This window comes from Limibacillus sp. (assembly GCA_037379885.1).
Lineage (GTDB): Bacteria > Pseudomonadota > Alphaproteobacteria > Kiloniellales > CECT-8803 > JARRJC01.
The window spans coordinates 18,981-40,220 of record JARRJC010000028.1; the positions used below are offsets into that span (position 1 = coordinate 18,981).

General features: G+C 63.6%; 20 protein-coding genes. 9 read left to right on the forward strand and 11 right to left on the reverse strand.

Translation table 11 applies throughout. From position 1 onward, the window contains the following. Window positions 1–142: 142 nt before the first annotated feature. A complete protein-coding gene (locus tag P8X75_09945; protein MEJ1995516.1) occupies window positions 143–1,795 on the forward strand; it encodes an AMP-binding protein in 1,653 nt (550 codons plus the stop codon). Between the two features lie 29 nt (window positions 1,796–1,824). Here the strand turns inward: P8X75_09945 and P8X75_09950 are convergent, their stop codons facing one another. The 5 genes from P8X75_09950 to P8X75_09970 all read right to left on the reverse strand — a co-directional run bounded on the left by P8X75_09950 (window position 1,825) and on the right by P8X75_09970 (window position 7,158). Further along, window positions 1,825–2,811, reverse strand: coding sequence for an SH3 domain-containing protein (locus P8X75_09950; protein MEJ1995517.1), 987 nt, complete (start codon window positions 2,809–2,811; stop codon window positions 1,825–1,827). A gap of 121 nt (window positions 2,812–2,932) precedes the next feature. Then, window positions 2,933–4,237: an FAD-binding oxidoreductase gene (locus P8X75_09955; GenBank protein ID MEJ1995518.1), complete on the reverse strand. Its 1,305-nt coding sequence runs from the start codon at window positions 4,235–4,237 to the stop codon at window positions 2,933–2,935. After that, the gene (locus P8X75_09960) at window positions 4,234–5,901 is read right to left on the reverse strand and encodes a GMC family oxidoreductase N-terminal domain-containing protein (GenBank protein MEJ1995519.1); all 1,668 of its coding nucleotides are present in this window, start codon (window positions 5,899–5,901) and stop codon (window positions 4,234–4,236) included. Before P8X75_09960 ends, P8X75_09955 begins: the two co-directional genes overlap by 4 nt. Window positions 5,902–5,935: 34 nt before the next feature. Then, window positions 5,936–6,790 (reverse strand): ABC transporter permease subunit, encoded by an 855-nt coding sequence (locus tag P8X75_09965; protein ID MEJ1995520.1) that lies wholly within the window; start codon window positions 6,788–6,790, stop codon window positions 5,936–5,938. Next, window positions 6,790–7,158: an ABC transporter permease subunit gene (locus P8X75_09970; protein ID MEJ1995521.1), complete on the reverse strand. Its 369-nt coding sequence runs from the start codon at window positions 7,156–7,158 to the stop codon at window positions 6,790–6,792. The genes P8X75_09965 and P8X75_09970 overlap by 1 nt, the downstream gene beginning before the upstream one ends. Here P8X75_09970 and P8X75_09975 point away from each other — a divergent pair. Continuing rightward, entirely contained in the window at window positions 7,157–7,612 is a 456-nt protein-coding gene (locus tag P8X75_09975) for a hypothetical protein (GenBank protein ID MEJ1995522.1), read from the forward strand. The two genes, P8X75_09970 and P8X75_09975, sit on opposite strands and share 2 nt — an antisense overlap. Here P8X75_09975 and P8X75_09980 read toward each other — a convergent pair. From P8X75_09980 to P8X75_09990, 3 genes are all read right to left on the reverse strand, one after another. Continuing rightward, window positions 7,602–8,714 carry an ABC transporter ATP-binding protein gene (locus P8X75_09980; protein ID MEJ1995523.1) on the reverse strand — a complete coding sequence of 371 codons (1,113 nt, stop codon included), beginning with the start codon at window positions 8,712–8,714 and terminating at the stop codon, window positions 7,602–7,604. The two genes, P8X75_09975 and P8X75_09980, sit on opposite strands and share 11 nt — an antisense overlap. A 118-nt stretch (window positions 8,715–8,832) precedes the next feature. Further along, window positions 8,833–9,906, reverse strand: coding sequence for an extracellular solute-binding protein (locus tag P8X75_09985; GenBank protein MEJ1995524.1), 1,074 nt, complete (start codon window positions 9,904–9,906; stop codon window positions 8,833–8,835). Between the two features lie 130 nt (window positions 9,907–10,036). Next, the gene (locus P8X75_09990) at window positions 10,037–11,509 is read right to left on the reverse strand and encodes a PLP-dependent aminotransferase family protein (protein MEJ1995525.1); all 1,473 of its coding nucleotides are present in this window, start codon (window positions 11,507–11,509) and stop codon (window positions 10,037–10,039) included. 131 nt (window positions 11,510–11,640) lie between these two features. On the opposite strand from P8X75_09990, the gene P8X75_09995 reads away from it, so the two are divergent. Continuing rightward, complete coding sequence (locus tag P8X75_09995; GenBank protein MEJ1995526.1) at window positions 11,641–12,741, forward strand: mandelate racemase/muconate lactonizing enzyme family protein; 1,101 nt, start codon at window positions 11,641–11,643, stop codon at window positions 12,739–12,741. A gap of 62 nt (window positions 12,742–12,803) precedes the next feature. On the opposite strand, the gene P8X75_10000 is transcribed toward P8X75_09995, so the two are convergent. From P8X75_10000 to P8X75_10010, 3 genes are read right to left on the reverse strand one after another with little or no spacing between them, the layout of a single operon-like run. Continuing rightward, window positions 12,804–13,784, reverse strand: a complete 981-nt coding sequence (locus P8X75_10000) for a phytanoyl-CoA dioxygenase family protein (GenBank protein MEJ1995527.1) — start codon at window positions 13,782–13,784, stop codon at window positions 12,804–12,806. Beyond that, window positions 13,781–14,425 (reverse strand): hypothetical protein, encoded by a 645-nt coding sequence (locus tag P8X75_10005; GenBank protein ID MEJ1995528.1) that lies wholly within the window; start codon window positions 14,423–14,425, stop codon window positions 13,781–13,783. Before P8X75_10005 ends, P8X75_10000 begins: the two co-directional genes overlap by 4 nt. Before the next feature lie 15 nt (window positions 14,426–14,440). Beyond that, a complete protein-coding gene (locus P8X75_10010) occupies window positions 14,441–14,986 on the reverse strand; it encodes an RNA polymerase sigma factor (GenBank protein ID MEJ1995529.1) in 546 nt (181 codons plus the stop codon). A 242-nt stretch (window positions 14,987–15,228) separates the two neighbouring features. On the opposite strand from P8X75_10010, the gene P8X75_10015 reads away from it, so the two are divergent. The 6 genes from P8X75_10015 to P8X75_10040 form a co-directional block, all read left to right on the forward strand. Beyond that, entirely contained in the window at window positions 15,229–15,819 is a 591-nt protein-coding gene (locus P8X75_10015; GenBank protein ID MEJ1995530.1) for a hypothetical protein, read from the forward strand. Continuing rightward, window positions 15,819–16,229, forward strand: coding sequence for a hypothetical protein (locus P8X75_10020; GenBank protein MEJ1995531.1), 411 nt, complete (start codon window positions 15,819–15,821; stop codon window positions 16,227–16,229). Before P8X75_10015 ends, P8X75_10020 begins: the two co-directional genes overlap by 1 nt. 43 nt (window positions 16,230–16,272) lie before the next feature. Next, the gene (locus P8X75_10025) at window positions 16,273–16,947 is read left to right on the forward strand and encodes a Fe2+-dependent dioxygenase (protein MEJ1995532.1); all 675 of its coding nucleotides are present in this window, start codon (window positions 16,273–16,275) and stop codon (window positions 16,945–16,947) included. Between the two features lie 408 nt (window positions 16,948–17,355). Continuing rightward, a complete protein-coding gene (locus P8X75_10030; protein MEJ1995533.1) occupies window positions 17,356–18,768 on the forward strand; it encodes an amidase in 1,413 nt (470 codons plus the stop codon). Window positions 18,769–18,996: 228 nt separating this feature from the next. Beyond that, window positions 18,997–20,088 (forward strand): phosphotransferase, encoded by a 1,092-nt coding sequence (locus P8X75_10035; GenBank protein MEJ1995534.1) that lies wholly within the window; start codon window positions 18,997–18,999, stop codon window positions 20,086–20,088. 21 nt (window positions 20,089–20,109) lie between these two features. Then, on the forward strand, window positions 20,110–21,240 hold a 1,131-nt coding region (locus P8X75_10040), incomplete at its 3' end, for an aminotransferase class III-fold pyridoxal phosphate-dependent enzyme (protein MEJ1995535.1).

A 21,240-nucleotide genomic window follows, 5' to 3' on the forward strand; every position in this document is an offset into this window, starting at 1 on the left:
AGGCGGGCCGGAAGGCAGCCTAGGCCGGTCCCAGGGAGGGCGGCAAGCAAGCTCTCGATGTTGGAAGCGCTCTACGGCATGCTGATAAGAACCAGAGAGCGGGCCGGGCCCGTCGAAGAGACTGAGGGAGGCCAACAAGAAAATGAGTGGATTGCTTCCTGAAAGCAGCACCTATGAAGACTGCTACGCGCGCTTCCAATGGCGCCTGCCGGAGCGCTTCAACATCGCCCAGGCGGTCTGCGACCGCCACGCCGAGGCGACGCCCGACGCGCCCGCCATCATCTCCGAATCCGCAGAGGGCGCGGTTCGGACCCTGAGCTTCGGCGAGCTGCGCGGCGAGGCCAACCGGCTCGCGAACCTGCTGGTTCGCCTGGGCGCGCAGCCGGGCGACCGCGTGGCGATCCACCTGCCCCAAGGACCGGAGTGCGCGATCTCCCATGTCGGCGTCTACAAGACCGGGGCCATCGCCTTGCCGCTCTTCAGCCTCTTCGGGCCCGAGGCGCTGGAGCACCGCCTGAACGACAGCGGGGCGCGCATCCTGATCACCAATGCGGAGAACCTCCAGCGCCTTTCGGACATCCGCGAATCGCTGGGGTCGCTGGAGCGGATCATCGTCACCGACGCCGAGGCGCCGGGCACGGTCGACTGGCGCAGCGCGCTCGCCAAGGCCTCCGACAGCTTTCGGACATATCAGAGCGCAGCGGACGATCCGGCGGTGATCATCTACACCTCCGGCACCACCGGCAATCCCAAGGGCGCGCTGCACGGACACCGCGTGCTGCTGGGCCACCTGCCGGGCGTCGAGTTCCCGCATGAATTCTTCCCGCAGGAGGGCGATCTTTTCTGGACCCCGGCTGACTGGGCCTGGATCGGCGGGCTGCTCGACGTGCTGCTGCCCTGCCTCTTCCATGGCAAGCCGGTGCTGGCCAAGCGCTTCGCCAAGTTCGAGCCGGAAGCGGTGTTCGAGCTGATGGCGCGCCACCGGGTGCGCAACACCTTCATGCCGGGAACCGCGCTCAGGATGCTGCGTCAGGTCGAGAACCCGCAACGCTTCGGCTATGCCCTGCGCAGCGTCGCCAGCGGCGGGGAGGTGCTGGGCGCGGACATCATCGACTGGGGCCGCGAGACCTTCGGCGTCACCATCAACGAGTTCTATGGCCAGACGGAGGTGAACCTCGTGGTCGGCAACAACGCCGCCGTGATGCCGACCAAGCCCGGCTCCATGGGCCGCCCGATTCCCGGCCACCGGGTCGCCGTGGTCTCCCCCGAGGGCGAGGAGCTTGGCCCGGGCGAAGAGGGCGTGATCGCCGTCAAGAAACCCGATCCGGTCATGTTCCTCGGCTACTGGAACCGGGAGGAGGAGACCGCGCGCAAGTTCGCCCGCGACTGGTGCCTTCTGGGCGACCTGGGTTCACGCGACGAGGAGGGATACTTCTGGTTCAAGTCGCGCGACGACGACGTCATCAACAGCTCCAGCTACCGGATCGGCCCGACCGAGGTCGAGGCCTGCCTGCTGCGCCACCCCGCCGTGGCGCTGGCCGGGGTGATCGGCTCCAAGGACGAAATCCGGGGCGAGGTGGTGAAGGCCTACCTCGTGCTGGCCGAAGGGCACAAGGAGAGCGAGGCCCTGCGCGACGAGATCCAGGCCTTCGTGCGCCAGCGCCTATCGGCGCATGAATACCCGCGCCAGATCCGCTTCATCGACGAGATGCCGCTCACCATCAGCGGGAAGATCCGCCGCGTCGCGCTGCGCGAACTGGACGCCGCCGAGCGGCAAGGCGGGCAAAAGGACTGACGGCTTGGGGGCGAGCCGGGCTTTCGCCCTCACCCGCCGTATACCACGGCCTCTGGAATTTCGTAGCGTTCGCCGCCGACGCGGATGAGGTAGAGGTCCGCGTCCTTCTCGAAGCTCAAGGCTTTGTCGATGTTCGCGGTGACCGGCTCTCCCGCCTCGAACAGGATGTAGCGCTCCTGCCCGTCGCCGATGGCGATCCAGACCCCGGCGTTGCCGGGGCCTTCGCGGATCACGCCGAAGAGGCAGGGCCTGCTCGGCTGCCCGGCTGCGGTCGCGCAAGGGAGCGAGCCCGTCGCATCGAAAGGAGTGCCGTTCCCGACCGGGCCGCCCGGCGGGACGCTTGGCGCCGCGGGCGCCGCCGATTCGATCAGGAAGCGACCGGCGACCCAACCCTGCACGCCCGATCCGCTGGCGCGAATGCGGCACCAGCGGTCTTCGCCCGAAAGGCGGCAGCCGTCGTTGCGCAAGATATCGCCGTTGCGCAGTTTCCCGGAGACGCGGTAGCGGGTCGAGGGGCCTTCGCGCAGGTTCAGCGCATCGCCGCCCCCGACGCCCGCGACCTGCCAGTAGTCCGGTCCGCCCGCCAGGCCGTCGGCGTAGTCCGGGCCACTGAGACCGATGGCGAGGGAATAGCGGGCCGTTTCGTTCCGGCGCGCGGCGCTCCGCACCAGATAGACCCGGATGACGTAGTCGCCGGGATCGGACAGGTAGAGATCGGCCACCGTCCCTTGGCTCGCCCCGATGAAGAGCGCTTCCGCCGCACCAGCCGGCTGGATATTGAAATAGGCTGCGGCGTTGGAGGTCTGAAGGTCGACCGAGAGGGTCTTGCCGCCTTCGATCCCCACCAGATAGTCGACGATCTCGTCGCCCGTGATCTCGCCTTCGATCAGGGTCTGGGCCGGGCTTTCGGCCAGAACGACTGGTTCCTGGCGGATGCCCTCGCCCTGCGCCGCCAGCGGCAGCAGGAAAAGGGCGGTGAAGAAAGTCGCGAAGCGCTTGATCGGGCGCTTATCCATGGGCGGTGCCGTCCTTAGCGGGTCAGGGAACTCTGAATAAAGCTAGCGGCGCGAACGGCTGAGTAAAGCTGCAACGGCAGATGGAAACAGGCACCCTGCAGGGAGGGGCCTCGTCCCGCCCTTAAAGGGGCAGCCTGTCTCGAAAGCGGTAGTACGCCACGGAGGGGGCCAGAAACCAGGGTGAGCCGCTGTAGAGCGGCCGTGTCGGAAAGGGAATCCGGCTGAAGGGGCTGGGCGCCTCCTCAACCCCGGCGGCGGCCCTTCCCATCTTCGCCCCCAGGTATCCGGCCATGCCGACACCAGATCCGCAGTAGCCCATGGCGTAGTGGAGACCATCCTGCTCTCCGCAGTGCGTGAGCGAATCGAAGGTATAGGCGACCGTGCCGGTCCAGGAGTGGCTGATGCGCGTCGTCCCAAGCTCGGGGAACAAACGGCGCAACTCGGCCAGCAGCTTCGGCCCGCTCTTTTTCGGGTCGGTCTCCATCAGGGACACGCGCCCCCCAAAGAGGATCCGGCGGCGGTCGGGCGAGGGGCGGTAGTAGTAAACCAGCTTTCGCGTGTCGGTGAAGATGCGGTCCGCTGGAAACAAACGGTCCATCGTTTCCTTTGGAATCTCCTCAGTCGCGATGATGTAGGACCCGATGGGGATGACGCGCTGCCGCTGCCAGGGGGTCAGCGGGCCAGTATAGCCGTTGGTCGCGAGGATCACCTTCCCGGCACGGATGCCGCCCTTTGCGGTCTGAACCGCAAAGCCTTGCTTGACCCGTTCGAGGCCGGTGACGCGGCAATGATCGACCAGCGCGGCGCCCGCCTGGCGGGCGAGACGCAGCAGCCCGGAATGATACTTGCCCGGATCGAGGCTGGCATAGCGGGGATAGACGATGCCCCCGTGGTAGAGATCCGTCCCGATCTCCGCGCTCTGCCGGTCGCGGGGCACCATCCAGGCCCCGGTGTCGAAGACCGGATTGCCAGCCGCGCAGGCCCGCTCCAGCTTCTCGTATTGGACCCGGTTGTGCGCGCCGTGAAAGCGCCCGGCGACGGTGAAGTCGCAGTCGATCCCTTCCTGCCGGACGAAGCCGCCGACGTGATCGAGGGAGGCCTGCCCTTCCTTCAGGATGGCGACGGCCAGTTCCTCCCCATAGCGTTTCTTCAAGGCGGCGTAGGAGGGTTTGATGCTGGTCGAGACATGGCCGCCGTTGCGCGAACTGCACCCCCAGCCGGCGGCCTCGGCGTCCACCACGACCGTCTTCAAGCCCCGGCGCGCCGTCTCGATGGCCGCGTGCAGGCCGGTGTAACCTGCGCCGATCACCAGCAGGTCGGTGCTGTCGGGCAGCGCGGCGTCGCTCTCCGCCTCCCTGGGGCTGGCCTCCCACCAATAGGGGTGGGGCTTGAAGTCAGGGCTGAAAAAGTCGCCCTGCCGGGTCATCGCGAAAGCTCCGCTGCATCGGCAGTCTCGGCAGTGCCAGCCGTGTCGGCCAGGATCATGTCGGCGGCCTTCTCGGCGACCATGATCGTGGGCGCGTTGGTGTTTCCAGAGGTCACGGTCGGGAAGACCGAGGCATCGACGACACGAAGCCCCGCCAATCCATGGACCCGGAGCCTGGGGCTCACCACGCTCTGCCGCTCGTCCGCTCCCATGCGGCAGGTGCTGACAGGATGAAAGACCGTTCCAGCGCGCGCCCGGATGTCCGCGATCATCTCCTCATCGCTCTGCACCGCCGGACCGGGCCGGATCTCCTGCTCGATGATCTCGGCAAGCGCCGGCGCGGCGGCGAGACGGCGCAGGAAGCGCGCGCCCTCCAGTTGCTCGGCGACGTCGTGGTTGGTCGAGAGGTAGTTGGGGTGGATCGCCGGCGCCTCGAAGGGGTCGGCTGAGCGTATCTCCAGATGGCCGCGGCTGGTGGGCCGGGTCGGTTGCGTGCCCATGATGATCCCGGAAAAGGGGTCGGGACTCATGAGCGGCCGCTTGCCGGGCGGCGCCTTGGTGTAGCTGACCGGCGAGAAGTAGAGCTGCATGTTGGGCCGCTTCGCCTCCGGGTTGGTCCGGATGAAGCCACCGGCCTGATTGACGCCGAGCGACAGCGGCCCCCGGCGGCGCAGCAGGTAGTTCAAGCCGTGCCACAGCTTGCCATGAAGCGGCCTCAACTGGTCGTTCAGGGTCCGCACCCTGGCTTTGTAGATATAGTCGATGCAGAGGTGATCCTGGAGGTTCCGGCCGACGTTCGCCTGGGGCAACAAGACCTCTATGCCCTTGTCCTTCAAAAGCTCCGGCGGGCCGACGCCGGACAGCATCAGGAGTTGCGGCGAGTTCACCGCGCCCCCGGAAACGATGACCTCCCGCCCCGCGAAGGCTTGTTCCAGCCGTCCGTTGCGCCGGAACTCGACGCCGCTGGCGCGCTTACCCTCGAAGAGGATGCGGGTCGCATGGGCGTTGGTCAGGACGGCAAGGTTCGCGCGCTTGCGCGCGGGCTGCAGATAGGCCCGCGCTGAAGACATGCGAAAGCCCCCCTTGGCGGTGTTCTGGTAGAGGCCGATGCCCTCGTTGCTGGCGCCGTTGAAGTCCGCGGTGCTCATCAGTCCGCATTCCTCCCCGGCGCGGATGAAGTTCGCGCAGGTCGGATGCAGGTCGCGCGCCATGGTCGAGACGTAGAGCGGACCGTCCCCGCCCCGCCACTCCGTTTCGCCTTGATCGCACGTCTCGCTCTTCCTGAAGTAAGGCAGAACGTCGCGCCAGCCCCAGCCGGGATTGCCCAGGGCTTCCCAGTCGTCGAAGTCGCTGGAATGGCCACGGATGTAGACCATGGCGTTGATCGAGGAGGAGCCGCCGATCACCTTGCCGCGCGGCCAGTAGCTGACGCGGTTGTCCGTGCCCGCGTCCGGCTCCGACCTGTACATCCAGTTGATGCGCTTATCGTAGAATGCCATGCCGTAGCCGATCGGCATCCAGATGGCAAAGCGCCTGTCGTGGCCGCCCGCCTCCAGCAGCAGCACCGAGTAGCGCCCGCAGGCCGTAAGCCTGTTCGCCAAGACGCAGCCCGCCGAACCGGCACCGACGATCACGAAGTCATAGGTCTTGGACGTTTGATTCATTTTCTAAACGGGCCCGGCGCGCATCCTGTCCGGCTCAGGTCTTGCTGGAATCACGTTGCACCAAAATCGAGAGCAGCGCGAGCAGCGCGGAGCCCACCATCAGGAAAAAGGACACAGCGTTCAGCACCGGCGTGGAGCCGACCTTCACCATGCGGTCGTACATGGTGATGGTCAGCGGCGCTTCCGAGCCAACCAAAAACAGCGTGGTGTTGAAGTTCTCGAAGGAAACCAGGAAGGCGACGATGCCCGCCGCCGCCATGGCCGGGAAGAGGAACGGCAGCGTGACCGTCCGCAGCACGCGCACCCGGCTGGCGCCGAGGTTGAAGGCGGCCTCTTCCATCGATTCGTCGAACTTGCGCAGCCGCGCGATGATCACCAGCGAGGTGATCGTCGTGATGAAGGAGAACTGGCCGAGGACCACCAGCAGGATGCCCGGCCGCAGGAATCCCAGATCGAGCGACAGCGTCTCCTCCACCCCGTTCGCGATGGTGCTGGCGAGCAGCAGGATGGAGAAGAGGATGACGCCGGGAATAACCAGCGGCAGCACCATCAGGATGTAGAAGAAGTTCTTGGCCGGGAAGTTCCCGCGCACGAAGAGAAAGGCGTTGCAGGTCCCGACGAAGACCGAGAGCAGGGAAACGCTGGTCGCGATCACGAAGGAGTAGTAGAGGCCGCGCAGCAGCCGACGGTCGTGGAACATGCCCAGCTTCGGTTCGCTGTCGTTGAAGAACCAGTCGAGCGTGAAGCCCTGCCAGGGCAAGGCCGGGAACAGGGAATCGTTGAACGCGAAGACGCCCGCCGCTGCCAGCGGCGCCGCCAGGAACAGGAAGAAGGCCGCCATGTAGAGACGGTAACCGGCCAGGAATGCTCTGCTGCTGTTCATGGCCATCAGCTGTTCGCAACGGTGCTGTTCAGGGTCTGGCCGGAGAGCTTGAGGCCCGCCCAGACCACGAAGGAGGTGAAGGCCAGCAAGAGGAAGCCGAAGGCCGCGCCCGACTCCCAGTTGTAGCGGGTGATGAACTGGTCGTAGATCTGCTCGGTGAACCAGCTCGAATTCTTGCCGCCCAGCAGGATCGGCGTCAGATAGCTGCCTGCCGTCAGCATGAAGACCACGATGCAGCCCGCCACGATGCCCGGCATGGCGTAGGGAATGATCACGCGGCGCAAGACCGTGGGGCCATTGCCGCCCAGGTTGTAGCCGGCTTCGATCAGGGACTTGTCCATGCCGTCCAGGGTCGAAACCAAGGGCACGATCATGAAGAGGATGACGGGCCCACTGAAGGCTGCTGGAGACGACGCCGGTTTCGCGCAGCAGCAGGATCCAGCCGAACGCGCGGATGAGATCGCTGACCCACAGCGGGATGAGGCACATGAGAAAGAGCGCGCCGCGCGTGCGCTTACCGGCGATCTTCGCGATGTAGTAGGCGATGGGAAACCCGATCAGCAGCGCCAGAACCGTCACCAGCAGGGACATGGAGGCCGTGCGCAACAGCGTGTTCCAGTAGATCGGCTCGTTGAAGAAGTTGATGTAGTTGGCCGGGCCGAACTCATAGACGCGCGGCCCTACCTTCTCGCGCAGCGATATGAAGAGCATGCCCAGGTGCGGCAGGATGATGAGCAGCGCGATCCAGAGCGCGAAAGGCGCGAAGAGCAAGAAGAGCGAGAGGCGCTTGATGTCCTGGTTCATCGCCGTGGCACCGTCATCTCATGAAGGTCATGGTCTGCGCGGGCGCCCAGGTCAGCCTGACGTCGTCCTGCGGCTTGAGGTCGTCGGGGCCGCCGGTCAGTACGACATCCGCCTCGATCAGCTCGCCCGCCTTGCCACGCACCAGGATGCGGCTGTTCGCGCCGTTGAACAGGATGCTGTCGACCTTGCCCTCGATGACGTTCTGCCCCGCGTCCCGCGAGGCTCCCGATCCCGTCAGCCTCTCGCCCGTGATGAACTCCGGACGAACGAAGGCGGTGACGCTTTCGCCCACCGAGGGGCTGCCCTCGCCGCGCAGGGTTCCGCGCAAGCTCAGGCCCGCCTCGGTTTCGACTTCCATCTCGCCGTTGCTGACGGCGGTGATCCGGCCGGTCCAGCGGTTGGTGTCGCCCACGAACCCGGCGACGAAGGCCGCCGTGGGGTTGTGGTAGAGCTCCTGCGGCGTGCCGACCTGAACGAACTTGCCCTCGTTCATGATCGCGACCTTGTCGGACATGACCAGCGCTTCCGACTGGTCGTGGGTGATGTAGACGAAGGTGGTGTCGAACTGATGCTGGAGCAGCTTCAACTCGATCTTCATGGCCTCGCGCAACTTCAGGTCCAAGGCGCCGAGCGGCTCGTCCAGCAGAAGCACGTCGGGGTCCAGCACCATGCAGCGGGCAATCGCGATACGCTGCTTCTGGCCGCCGGACAGCTGCGTGATCTCACGGTTGGCGACATCGGGAAGCGAGATGCGCTCCAGCACATCCTGCACCTTGGTCTTGATGGCGTCCTTGGAAACGCCGGCGCAGCGCAGGCCGTAGGCTATGTTCTCGTAGACGTTCATCATGGGAAACAGCGCCAGGTGCTGGAACACCATCTTGACGTTGCGCCGGTTGGGGGCGGTGCCGATCACCGACTTGCCCTTGATCCGGATGTCCCCCGAATCGGGCTCCTCGAAACCCGCGATCATGCGCATCAGGGTCGTCTTGCCGCAGCCCGAGGGCCCGAGGATCGAGAAGAAGGAACCCTTGGGTATCTCCAGGGAAACGTCATCGACTGCGCGGACCGACCCGAAGTGTTTCTTGACCCGGATGCACTCCAGATCGCTCTCGTTGTTCGATTGCATCGGTCACCCAGTAAAGCTGCGCGGGAAACGCTCGAAAAAACTTAGATGTGGCTGCGCCCTGCCGGAGAGCGCAGCCACATCCTTTCAAGGTCGAGAAAAGACCTAAGCGGCGGCGTCCTTAGGACCCGGTGGCCGCCTTGATCTTCTCAAGCGTCTTGCCTTCCATGTCCTCCACGCCCGGAGGGATGTTGGCGAAGAACTTGAGGTTGTCGATGTCCTCTTCCGTGAAGGCCGCGTTGACCGCCGCACGCTTGTCGTCGGGCAGCAGTTCCTTGCCGCCGTTGACCGCCGCGATGGCGCCGGTGCTGGCGGACATGATCTTCACGTTTTCGGTTTCCATGACGAAGTTGATCCACTTGTAAGCGGCGTCGTCAGCCTCGCCCTTGCGCGGCAGCGCGAAGGTGTCGATCCAGGCGAGCGCGCCCGTGGCGGGCGGCACGAAGACGATGTCCGGGTTCTCCCCGTAGAGCTTATAGGCCGTGGAGTCCCAGGTCTCCGAAGCGACGATCTCGCCCGACAGCATCATGGCGGAGAGGTCGTCGCCGCCCTTCCAGTAGGCCTTGATGTTGTCTTTGCAGGCGATCAGCTTGTCCGCGACCTTGTCGAGGATGGCCTGATACTTATCCAGGTCGGCGTAGGCCGCAAAGGGGTCCTCGCCCATGTCGAAGGCCATGCCCAGCAGGATGGTGCGCTTCAGGCGCATGGAGGTCTTGCCCTTGTACTTGGGGTCGCAGAGATCGCCCCAGGCCGAGATTTCCGGCGCCATGGACTTGTTGGTCATCAGGCCGGAGGTGCCCCACTGGTGCGGCACGGCGTAGACCTCGCCGTCGATGGTCGTGTTCGCCTTCACGCCGTTGAGCAGCGCGGCCTGCATGTTGGAGGTGTCGATCTTGGAGAGATCGAGCGGCTTGTAGATGTTGTATTCCTGCTGCGCTGCGAAGATACGGTCGTGGCTGGGCTGCGCGAGATCGAACCCGGCGCCGCCGGTGGCCCGCAGCTTGGCGATCATTTCTTCGTTGTTGGAGAAGGTCACCTCGACATTGATGTCGGGGTATTTGGCTTCAAACTTCTGAATCAACTCCTCGGGCGCGTAGGAGCCCCAGGTCAAAAGGCGCAGCGTTTCCGCCTGCGCCGGGACGGTGGCCAGGACGCCAAGCGCCGCGAGCCCTGCAATCGCTATTCTGCTGAACATCTTGTTCTCCCTTTCAAAGCCTCATTCCATCCGCGCATTCTCAGCCGGAAATTGCGTAGACAGCCACGAGCATAGCGCTTCATTGGACTGCGACGCATATCCACTATAGACAGTTTTCCATACCAATCTGCTAGGCAAACAATTGTGACAATGCCTTCATGCCTTGCCGGATTTCCGCCTCGCTGGCCGCGCCGTAGCCGATCACCACGCCTTTGCGGTCTATCGGCTCCAGGCAATAGCGCCCGATGGTGGAGAGCGTGACGCCCAGCTTGCCCGCCGACCGGACGAAACTTTCCTCGTCCCGCCGCCGGTCCTTGAAATACCCCACGGTGTGAAACCCGGAGGAGGCCCTCTGGATATCCAGATGCCCCTCGATCGGCTGCTTTTCCCTGTGCAGCGCTTCGTGCCGCGTCTTGTAGTGCTGGCGCATGGTCCGGATGTGCGTAGCGAAATGCCCCTCGTCGATGAAGTCCGCGACCACCGCCTGCGGCCAGGTGGGAACGCCGCTGATCGCCGCCGAGAAGGCCTGGGACAGGGGCTCGACCATGTTGTCCGGCGCGACCAGGAAGCCGAGACGAAGCGAGGGGAACAGCGTCTTTGAGAAGGTACCGACGTAGATGACGCGGTTGCGCGTGTCGATGCTCTTCAGGGTCGGCAAGGGCTGGTCGCCGAAGTAGAAGTCGCCGTCGTAGTCATCCTCGACGATGAAGGCGTCGGCCCGGTCCGCGGCGTCCAGCAGCGCCAAGCGTCGCGAGAGGCTCATGACCTTGCTGAGGGGCTGCTGATGGGAGGGCGTCACGAAGGCGAGCCGGAACTTGGGCGCGCGCGCCAACGCCTCCTCCACGATCAGCCCCTCCTCGTCGATACCGACCGGCACCAGTTCCGCCCCGCGCGAGAGCAGCGCATTGCGCGCGCCGATGGCGCCGGGGTTCTCGAACCAGACCTTCTCACCCCGGTCGAGCAGCAGGTCGGAGATCAGCGAAAACGCATGCTGGGCGCCCCCGGCGATGAAGATCTGCTCCGGATCGCACTGGATTCCCCGGCTGGCGTTCAGGTGCGCTGCGATGGCCGCGCGCAGACGCTGCAATCCGCCGGGCTCGCCATAGCCCATCACCGCATCGCGGTCGGCGCGCAGATGACGCGCGGAAAGGCGCGCCCACTGGGCCATGGGAAAGGCGCTGAGCGCGGGAAGCGCCGTGACGAAGGCCTGGGACTTGTTCGGCAGCCGCTTGCGGTCGGCGAAGCGTTCGCTGGCGCGCCGGGCAGAGAGGGAGAGGCGCAGCGGCCGCTGCTCGCCCCCCGAGGCCACATCCGCCTTGACCGGGAAGCGGCCGGTCATGGTGCGGCTGACGAAGGTGCCGGCGCCGGTGCGCGATTCCAGCAGCCCCTCGGCCACCAGCCGGCCGATGGCGTCGAGCGCCGTGGTGCGGGAAACGCCCAGCTCGCTCGCCAGGGTCCGGGTCGCGGGCAGACGCTCGCCGCCGTTCACCCCGCCCGACAGAATGATGTCGCGCAGCCCCATGTAGAGCTGGACGCTGATCTTGCGGTCCAGCGACCTGTCGATCCTGATGGAAGAGAGGATTGCTCCCGCTTTCGCCTTCACGAGGGACACCCGCCGGAGAGTTGCGAATTGGCCTGGATGAATAATCAGATTGGACCTTACTGCAGGTCCAATTTGCCCGCTAGGTTTTCCTTCTCCTCCACCGGATTGGCCAAAACCGGATTGTCCAAGAAATGAAAATCGCGCGCATCGAAACCTTCACCAACCAGTTCGTCTGCTTCGTCAAGGTCACCGCCGACGGGGGCGAGACCGGGTGGGGGCAGGTCGCGCCCTACCACGCCGACATCACCGCCCAGGTGCTGCACCGGCAGGTCGCGCCCTATGCGCTCGGTCAGGCAGCCGACGACATCGACTATCTGGTCGATATCATTCCCGAGAAGGAGCACAAGTTTCCCGGCTCCTACCTGCGGCGCGCCCTCGGCGGGCTGGACACCGCGCTCTGGGACCTGCGCGGTCGCCTGGAAGGAAAGCCGGTCTGCGAACTGATCGGCGGGACGCCGGGCAGCCTGCGCGCCTACGGTTCCTCCATGAAGCGCGACATCACGCCCAAGGAGGAGGCCGAGCGCCTACTGCGCCTGCGCGAGAGCCAGGGCTTCGACGCCTTCAAGTTCCGGATCGGCGCGGAATGCGGACGCGGACAGGACGAATGGCCGGGCCGCACCGAGGAGATCGTCCCGGCCATCCGCAAGGCCATGGGCGAGGAGACCGCCCTGCTGGTCGACGCCAACTCCTGCTATGCGCCGGCCCAGGCCATCGAGATCGGCAAGCTGCTTCAGGACAACGCGATCAGCCATTTCGAAGAGCCCTGCCCCTACTGGGAGTACGAGCAGACCAAGCAGGTGACCGACGCCCTCTCCATTGACGTCACCGGCGGCGAACAGGACTGCGAGCTCCAGAACTGGCGGCGCATGATCGAGATGCGGGCGGTCGATGTCGTCCAGCCCGACATCTGCTATCTGGGCGGGCTGACCCGCACCTTGCGGGTGGCCGCCATGGCGGAGGCGGCGGGCCTGCCCTGCACGCCCCACTGCGCCAACCTCACCCTGGTGACGCTCTTCACCATGCATCTGCTGCGCGCCATTCCCAACGCCGGGAAGTACCTGGAGTTCTCCATCGAAGGGCCCGACTACTATCCCTGGCAGGAGCAGCTCTTCGTGGAATCACCCTATGCCGTCACGGACGGAAAGGTGAGCGTGACCGACGCGCCGGGCTGGGGCGTGGAGATCGCTCCTGCTTGGCTGGAAGCCTCCCAGCGTCAGGTCAGCGCTCTTTAACGGGGCGATCCCGAACGAAGCAGGAAATAGGAGAGGGCCGGGCTCTCGGAAGCTATCCTGCGTTAGACGCCACTCTGCGCCTTTACGTCTTCGGCCGACGCAACCTGGCCTCGCGGCGCCCGCCATTGCGGCTCTGGCGGCGTATCCAGCCAAGCCTGGCACTCCCCGCGAAAGTTCCCGATGCGATCGTCACCCGAACCGTGCGGCGTATAACCCAGCAAAGCGCGCAGGCGCGGCTCGAACTTGGCGGCTACGTCGGGAGGCGTGGAGAGGTATTGATTCGATTCCTGCCTCAACCAACCCAGGGAGTAGGTGTTGATCAGGCCGGCGCGCGGGCCGTTGCTGCGGTTGGCGCCGCCGCCATGCCAGGTCGAGCCCAGGTAGAAAAGCGCCGAGCCTTTCGGCATCACCGTCGACTCCCAGCCCGACAAGTCGGGAAGATGCCAGGAGCGCAAGAAACGGTGACTGCCGCACACGACCCTGGTTCCTCCGTTTTCCATGGTGAAATCGTTCAGCGCCCACATCACGCCAATCTGAAGCTCCATTCCGGAGATCTCGATCGGGTAGAGGGAATCATCCCGGTGCAGGCCCTGCTCCGCTTCCCCCGGCAGGATCTCGATCGCGGTCATGCTGCCGATACGATAGGTCGCGCAGTGCGGCAGGAGAATCGCGTCGGCGACCTGCACAACCAGATCGTGGTTGACGACGGCGGCGGCGCTGGGCGCCTTCGCGAGAACCTGCCAGAAGCGCGATGTCAGGCTGCCGTTGAAATCGCTGCGCGCGTTCAGGCCGGACGAATCGAGATGCGGGCGCAACTCGGCCAGAATCAAATCTGCGACCTCGGCCTCCACGAGGCCTGTGACGACAACAGCCCCGTCGCTCCGGAGGGCATTCACGACATCGCCGGGGCCAGCCCCGCTGTCAAGATAGGCGAGCGGCATGATGGTCTCCTCGATCCAACGCTCCAGACAGCCCGCAGAGTACCCAACAAGAAAGCCGGGGTCGATCTCGGCTTCCTGCTGGCTCCCGAGCCGCTGGCTCAAGTCGAGGAGCTTGAAACCCTTTGCCTCTCCGCCTTGGTGATCCAGGTTCCCGCGTTGGAGCGGCAGGCGACGCCCTCGAGCGCTATCGTCTCCAAACCTATCTTCGCCTCGGCGCGATACTCACGGCACCAGTTGCCCGCCGTGTTCTGATAGGTCCGTATGGGGATGACCTGCCCGCCCGCCGTTCCGGCGTCGCCGTTCCACTGCGCGGCCTGTCCGCTGGGGTTGCTTTCCAGCGCCTCCTGCATGACCGAGGCGAGTTGGGCGCGGTCGGCTGCGCGTTCGGCCTCGTAGCGCGCCAGAATCTGGTCCGTTCGCAGGCCGGACATGCCATAGGCCACCAACCCGCCGACGATCGCGGCCGTCAATCCCGCTGCGATGCTTGCCTGCCACCAGGCTCCCATAGGTCCCGCCGCGCCCTCCCCCGGGGCATCGACGAAGAGAGAGAGGGTTTGGGCTGGCAGCGGCTCTGCAAGCTCTCCCTCGAAGGCGGCCTTCAGGACTCGCTGCTGCTCTTCCAGTTCAGCCAAGTCCTCCGCGGCAGCCGAATCCTTCTCGACCCAGTCCTCCACGCGTCGGCGGTCTTCCACGCCAAGCTCGTCGTCGAGATAAGCGACCAACAGTTCCCTCGATAAGGTCATATCAACCTTCTCCCTTCACGAACCGCTCTGGTGGCGGTCCCGCTGGGATGCGGACGGGACGTCTTCGCTGTCGTCCCGGCCCATCCAATCCTTCAAACTCAAGCGCGCCCGTGCGAGGCGGCTCGTCACCGTTCCGATGGGCAGCGCCAGCGTCTCTGCCGCTTGCGCGTAGCTCTGCCCCTCGACGCAGACCAGCAGCAGCACGCTGCGCTGTTCTTCGGGCAAGCGCTGAAGCAGCGCGCGCAGGCGCGCCATCTCGATCTGGCTCTCCGCGATGCGCTCTCCGGGCTCGGCCCTGGGCAAGAGGTCCGCTGCATCCCGCAGATAGGCCTGACGAACCTTTCCCGCGCGGATCTCGTTCAAGAAGAGATTGCGGGCGATCCGAAACAGCCAGCTGTCCAGGCGCGAGTTCTCGGTCCAGAGATGCAAGTTCGCCAGCGCCCGCTCGCAGGTCGCCTGCAAAAGCTCGTCGCCGGCCTCCGCACCTCCGGCCAGACCGCGCGTGAAGCGGCGCAAGCGGGGCAGCAAGGAAACGATCTCTCTGCGCGCCCGCTGCTCCATCAATGATCGCCTCGCTCTTTGCCGGGCCTGCGGCCGGGTTTACCCGATGCCTTGCTTGAGTGCCTCTCACCGATAAGAACACTCATGGTGAGAAGTTTATTCCAAGTTTTTTTGAGTTCCCGGGAAGAAAGATCGGGGTTTGCGTGTTTTAACTCTCGAAAGCATGCCGGCCAGTGGGCCCAGGGTCTTTTGCACACCGGCAGTCTCTTTCTTCGGAACGTGAGCAAATGGGAGCATCAATCATGTCTGATAGTAAGACGCGCCGCACCTTGGCACTGCTAGCATCGACCAGTGTGCTGAGCCTCAGCCTTGCCGCCTTGCCGGTTTCCTTCGATCTTGCGGATCATGGACACCTCTTCAAACCCTCGGGCGCGTACGCCAAGGACGGCGATTCCGGTGGTGAAGGAGGTGAAGGAGGCGATGGAGGGAGCGGCGGCTCTGACGGGGGCGGCTCCGATGGTGGCGAAGGCGGCGAAGGCGGCGACGATGGTGGTTCCGATGGGGGCTCCGACGGCGGCGAAGGCGGCGAGGGCGGCGACGACGGCTCTGAAAGTGGCGAAGCCGGCGACGACGGCGATGATAGCGGTGAATCCGGCGACGACGAATCCGGCGACGACGAATCCGGCGACGACGAATCCGGCGACGATGAGTCGGGTGACGATGAGTCGGGTGACGATGAGTCCGGCGACGACGAGTCCGGGGACGATGAATCCGGGGACGACGAGTCCGGGGACGATGAGTCCGGGGACGATGAGTTTGGCGAGATCACGCCGGTCGGCGACGATCTGACGCCCGAGCAGGAGCAGAGTCTGATCGAGCAGGGGTGGAACTGATGACATCCATGTTTTTCCGTCGGCCCTTCGGCTCGTCCGCCCTCAAGCTCGCTGGATTTCTCGGCGTTCTAGGGGTCCTGCTTCCGCTCGCCAGGTCTGTCGAGGCCGCGGAGTTCGAGTACCTGAGGGATCCGCTCTACAGGGACCTCGACCGCTCTCAAAGCGCGCGCGCCGCCATGAGCGTTCAGGACGCCCTGGAAACCCAGCCCAGCGGGCAAACCTTCAACTGGAGCCATGGCAGCCAGGCGGTCCGCGGCGGCGTGACGCCGATCCGGACCTTCAAGATCCGCAGCGGCCACTACTGCCGCGAATACCGCGAAGTCGTGCGCCTGGAAGGCGGCGGCGAGCGGGAGCGGCAAAGGATCGCCTGCCGTCTTGACCCGGGGCGCTGGATTCCGCTGAATGGCTGAACCCAGACGAACGTAAGACGGTTTTTTGGCGGGGACGCATGCAATGCTGACGATCATTCCCGATCTTCTCAGTCCATCCGACCGGAAGCGGATCGTCTCCAGGCTCGCCGAGGCGGCCTACGTCGACGGCAAGTCGACGGCGCGGGGCCGCGCTCGGGAGGTGAAGCAGAATCTTCAGCTGGACAAGAAACAGTTCGACGAGGGCGCGGCCCTCGCGAAAGAAATTCAGGACGCTCTGAAGGCGCATCCTGAGTTCAAACGGGCCGTGCGTCCCCGCCATATCCGCCCGCCCCTGTTCAGCCGCTACCTGCCCGGCATGCAGTATGGACTGCACGTGGACAAAGCCTTGATGGGCAAGGACTCGAACATTCGCAGCGACGTTTCGGTGACGGTCTTCCTGTCTCCACCCGACGGGTACGAAGGCGGGGAGCTTTACATCGAGAGCCCCTTCGGCCCGCAGGAAGTGAAGCTGCCCGCGGGCAGCGCGGTCTGCTACCCCTCCTCCACGCTGCACCGGGTGAACCCGGTCGTGAAAGGCGAACGCCTGGCGGCCGTCACCTGGGTGCAGAGCCATCTGCGTTCCGCCGAGGACCGTGAGTTGGTGAGCGACGTTGAGTTGATCTTCGAAAAGCTGAAGGTGACCTGTCCCGAGGCTGTGGAGACCGACCTCGCCCAGAAAACCCTGGCGAACCTCTTGCGGCGCCTGGCCGAAGCCTGACCTTACCAAGACTCCCTTGCGCCGCCCTGCGGCGCGGACCTCTAGGAATCCGAGGGTTCGTAAGCTTGAAAGGGCCGTCTGGCGGCGGATGCAGTCTGCAGCGAACTCGTCTCTGCACAAAATTCCCTGATAACCGGGAAATACAGGGAATTTCCTGATTTTCAGCCTATTACTGACTCTGCAGCCCTATCTAAAGCACTGATCTTGATCATGTTTTTTGCGAACTTCCCTAGAAACTCGAACAGGGAATTTTTTTCGAAGAACAAGGAAATCATTTGTCGTTGCAGGGAAATCTGCTCGCTTATCAAGGAATAGTATGAGTTCAAAGCCTCAGCGAATGATGGGTGATACTGGTGCTAATAAACCAGCATGCCGCAGAATGGGATTGAGTGGTTAGGAAAGAAAGTCATGGTCGACACCGATCTCTGCTACATGCCCGCACGCGAACTCGCCAGGCACATTGCGGCAAAGGAGCTGTCGCCAGTTGAGGTTGTGCAGAACAGCCTAGAGCGCATCGAGGCAGTTAACCCCAGTCTGAACTGTTTTTGCTTCACCTACCCTGAAGAAGCGCTTCATCAGGCGAAAGCGGCCGAAGATGCTGTGACCCGAGGTGAGGCACTAGGCGCCCTCCATGGCGTGCCGGTCGCGATCAAGGATTTCACTCCAACTAAGGGCAAGACAACCACGCGCGGCAGCGTGGTCTACAAGGACTGGGTGCCGGATCACGATGCGCGGATCGTGACGGACCTAAAGGCCGCGGGCGCGATCCTGGTCGGCAAGACGACAACACCGGAGTTTGCTCATTCAGGATTCACCCACAGCCCGCTTTGGGGGGTAACGCGAAATCCCTGGAACACGGACCGCACACCGGGCGGATCGTCAGGCGGGTCGGGTGCGGCGGTTGCAGCGGGCTGCGTCCCGCTTGCAGAAGGCTCAGACATGGGCGGCTCCGTGCGCATTCCCGCCGCCCTCTGCGGCATCGTCGGCCTCAAGCCTTCGCTTGGGCGAATCCCCATGACGGTGCTGCCGACCGTCTTCGACAACATTAGCCATTTCGGGCCGCTGGCGCGGACCATAGACGACGCAGCGCTGTTTTTGGCCTGCACCCAAGGTCCCTACGAGCGCGATATCATGTCTCTGCAGACCCCGCTACAGATACCGAATCAGATTCCCTCGGACCTTTTCGACCTGCGGATCGCGCTTGATATGGACCTCGGCTTCTATGCAGTAGATCAAGAGGTCGCGAACAATGTTCTAGCCACGGTGGAGGCTCTTCGTGCCGCTGGCGCCACGGTGGAGGAAGTCGATCTCAGGTGGACCAGAGAGGTCCTAGATGTCTGGTCTGAAAATTGGTGCGTCTGCCTTGCAGCGATGTTCGGCCAGCATCTCGACGATCAACGCGCCGACCTCGACCCAACCGTCGTTCAGATGTTCGAGCGTGCCAAAGACATTGACGCTATTAGCCTGAAGCGTTTCGAGTTCGTGCGGACAGAACAATGGATGAGGCTTTGTGATGTTTTCGAAAATTTCGATGCTTTGATCTGCCCTACCTGCCCAATCCCGGCACCACAGGCTGAATTGACCGATGATGATATTTGGGCTGAGTCGGAAACCGGAAAAATCACCGCATCCGACATGACCGCCGTCTTCAATAACATTGCGCAGTGCCCCGCGCTCTCGGTGCCGTCAGGCTGGACGAAAGAAGGTTTGCCGACTGCAATCCAGATCATAGGTCACCGCTTCGACGATCTTGGCGTCTTGCGTATCGGTGCAGCTGTGGAAAAATTGCGCCCTTGGGCCCACAGACGCCCACAGATCTGAACATCCAGCCCTTGGCGGGCTGAAGCTGCAGTGAAGCCACGATACGACGCCACGCCCACATGTGGGTGTGTCTCAATCCAGACCCTCGTTTGCAGCCAAGGGGTCAATTCGGCTGCGGATGCAAGATGGGAAATGATACTACTCTTGGCACGGCACCCCAAAGACGGCAGGAGTCGCGGGCCAGATCCAAAGAGATCAACGCCCAAAGAATCCTGCAGATAATTCTAATTGAAGCTTCGGAGTCCAATCATTCACGGCAAACCCAGCAATGCGGGAGAGGTGCGCCTCACAGCGAACTTCCTCCGCTTCGAACCACCGGAATTCTCAACGGCGCGCCTGTTAGAAGAGGCAAAGCGGCTGTTTGGCGTTGCGGGAAGTTTGGAACCCTTGGAAGGGGAACGCGATCAGAACCATCTTCTGACGACAGAGGATGGCGCTCGTTTCGTGCTCAAAGTCTCCGCCGCATCCGAAGACCCGGGCGTCGTCGATTTTCAGATCGAAGCACTTGAGCACCTTGAGCGTGTCGCTCCTGATTTGCCGGCTCCCCGCGTGACGCCAACTCTGGACGGAGCGCCCGCCGGCGAGATTTACGGTGAGGATGGCGCAACGCACAAGGTTCGGCTCCTAACCTACCTTGAAGGCATTCCGCATAGCGACGGTCGCGAGCCTTCATCCGAGGGGCTTGTCGGGATCGGGCGGTTTTGCGGGACCCTGGCGAGGGTTCTGGCCGACTTTCAGCATCCCTCTGCTCAGCACTTCATGCCCTGGGATATGAACAACGGGTTGCTGGGATCAAAGAACCTGTGGCGTCACGGGAACTCCGATATTGCTGCCTTAGAGTCGCAACTACGTCCCCGTTTCGAGAGCCTATTCGCCGAAGATCTAAAAGAAGCACGTCAGCAGGTTGCCCACTTCGATCTGCACCGGGACAACTTGCTCCGCCCCAACGCTCGGGATGAGTCTGTCTGTGGTGTGATCGACTTTGGCGACATGGTTCAAGGCCCATTGGTCTGTGATCCGGCGATCGTCGCAGCGAGCTTTTCATCGCAGAGGGATCCGGTTGGAGGCATGGCGGCTGCCATCAACGGCTATCACCAAGCCTATCCATTGAGTGAGGTAGAGCTTGCACTGCTATACGACCTGATCCTGGCGCGGCTGGTTCAGACGGTGTTGCTGACCGATTTCCGTTTGGAAGAAACCCTTAATCCCCCCGCATTCTTGACAGGTCTGCGCGCCGAGACGATGGAGACTGTGGAAATGATCATGGGGCTCGACGGCGCAGCCGTGACGCGAGCCTTTCATTCCGCTTGCCGACAATGAATTCGATGAGGGCCTTGTTTCATGAACGATGAAATGTTGCTCCGCCGCCGCGAGACGGTTCTGGGGCCATGCTACTTCCATTTCTTTGAAAGGCCGCTGCATCTGGTTCGGGGGGAAGGGGTTTGGCTATGGGATTCATCCGGCCGCCGTTATTTGGACTGCTATAACAACGTCCCCTCGGTCGGCCATTGCCACCCGACGGTTGTCGAGGCGCTGTCGAACCAGGCGGCGACACTCAACATCAACACGCGCTACCTCCACGAAAACATCATCCGACTTGGAGAACGGCTGGTAGCCAAACTGCCGCCCGCCCTTGATACCTGCATGTTTGTTTGCACAGGTAGCGAGGCAAACGATCTAGCGGTTCAGATGGCGCGGCGCTTCACCGGGCGGCAAGGATGCGTGGTGACCGAAGGCGCCTATCACGGGAACACGCATCTGGTCTTGCAGTTATCACCGGGAAGCTATCCGCAAAATGACCGACCGGACTGGCTGGGCGTCATCGAAGCCCCGGACAGCTATCGGGGCCGCTTTAGAGGTGACAACGCTGGTTCGCAGTATGCCGAAGAGGCATCCCGCGTAATCGACACTATGATCCAAAAAGGGCACCCCCCGGCCGCTATGCTGGTCGACAGCATTTGGGACGCCCCGGGCCCGCTTCGCGCTCCTGACCACTATCTAGACACTCTATGCGAAAAGATGAAGTCGGTGGGCGGGCTGGTCATCGCCGACGAGGTTCAATCGGGATATTGCCGCCTGGGCGACCATTGGTGGGGCTTTGAACACTACGGCGTAGAGCCGGACTTCGTCACCATGGGCAAGCCAATGGGCGATGGACACCCTCTGGCGGCCGTGATTACACGGCGGCAGATCGCGGATGTCTTCGCCAAGGAGACCGGCTACTTCAATACCTTTGGTGGCAACCCGGTATCGACGGCCGCTGGGAATGCCGTATTGGACGTGATCGACGGCGAAGGGCTCTTGACCACGGTTGGAGATAGCGGCCGGTATCTGACGGAAAAGCTGAAGGCACTCGCCGAGCGCCACAGCTGTATCGGCGCCGTCACAGGACGAGGGCTTTTCCAAGGGCTTGACCTAGTTAAAGACCCAGAAACAAAGGCCCCCTTCTCATCCCATGCTCTCAAGCGCATT

Bases quoted from the DNA above. Each gene is read 5' to 3' on its own strand.
- P8X75_09945 (MEJ1995516.1), top strand. From the start codon at position 143: ATGAGTGGATTGCTTCCTGAAAGCAGCACCTATGAAGACTGCTACGCG.
- P8X75_09950 (MEJ1995517.1), bottom strand. From the start codon at position 2,811: ATGGATAAGCGCCCGATCAAGCGCTTCGCGACTTTCTTCACCGCCCTT.
- P8X75_09955 (MEJ1995518.1), bottom strand. From the start codon at position 4,237: ATGACCCGGCAGGGCGACTTTTTCAGCCCTGACTTCAAGCCCCACCCC.
- P8X75_09960 (MEJ1995519.1), bottom strand. From the start codon at position 5,901: ATGAATCAAACGTCCAAGACCTATGACTTCGTGATCGTCGGTGCCGGT.
- P8X75_09965 (MEJ1995520.1), bottom strand. From the start codon at position 6,790: ATGGCCATGAACAGCAGCAGAGCATTCCTGGCCGGTTACCGTCTCTAC.
- P8X75_09975 (MEJ1995522.1), top strand. From the start codon at position 7,157: ATGAAGAGGATGACGGGCCCACTGAAGGCTGCTGGAGACGACGCCGGT.
- P8X75_09970 (MEJ1995521.1), bottom strand. From the start codon at position 7,158: ATGATCGTGCCCTTGGTTTCGACCCTGGACGGCATGGACAAGTCCCTG.
- P8X75_09980 (MEJ1995523.1), bottom strand. From the start codon at position 8,714: ATGCAATCGAACAACGAGAGCGATCTGGAGTGCATCCGGGTCAAGAAA.
- P8X75_09985 (MEJ1995524.1), bottom strand. From the start codon at position 9,906: ATGTTCAGCAGAATAGCGATTGCAGGGCTCGCGGCGCTTGGCGTCCTG.
- P8X75_09995 (MEJ1995526.1), top strand. From the start codon at position 11,641: ATGAAAATCGCGCGCATCGAAACCTTCACCAACCAGTTCGTCTGCTTC.
- P8X75_10005 (MEJ1995528.1), bottom strand. From the start codon at position 14,425: ATGACCTTATCGAGGGAACTGTTGGTCGCTTATCTCGACGACGAGCTT.
- P8X75_10010 (MEJ1995529.1), bottom strand. From the start codon at position 14,986: ATGGAGCAGCGGGCGCGCAGAGAGATCGTTTCCTTGCTGCCCCGCTTG.
- P8X75_10015 (MEJ1995530.1), top strand. From the start codon at position 15,229: ATGTCTGATAGTAAGACGCGCCGCACCTTGGCACTGCTAGCATCGACC.
- P8X75_10020 (MEJ1995531.1), top strand. From the start codon at position 15,819: ATGACATCCATGTTTTTCCGTCGGCCCTTCGGCTCGTCCGCCCTCAAG.
- P8X75_10025 (MEJ1995532.1), top strand. From the start codon at position 16,273: ATGCTGACGATCATTCCCGATCTTCTCAGTCCATCCGACCGGAAGCGG.
- P8X75_10030 (MEJ1995533.1), top strand. From the start codon at position 17,356: ATGGTCGACACCGATCTCTGCTACATGCCCGCACGCGAACTCGCCAGG.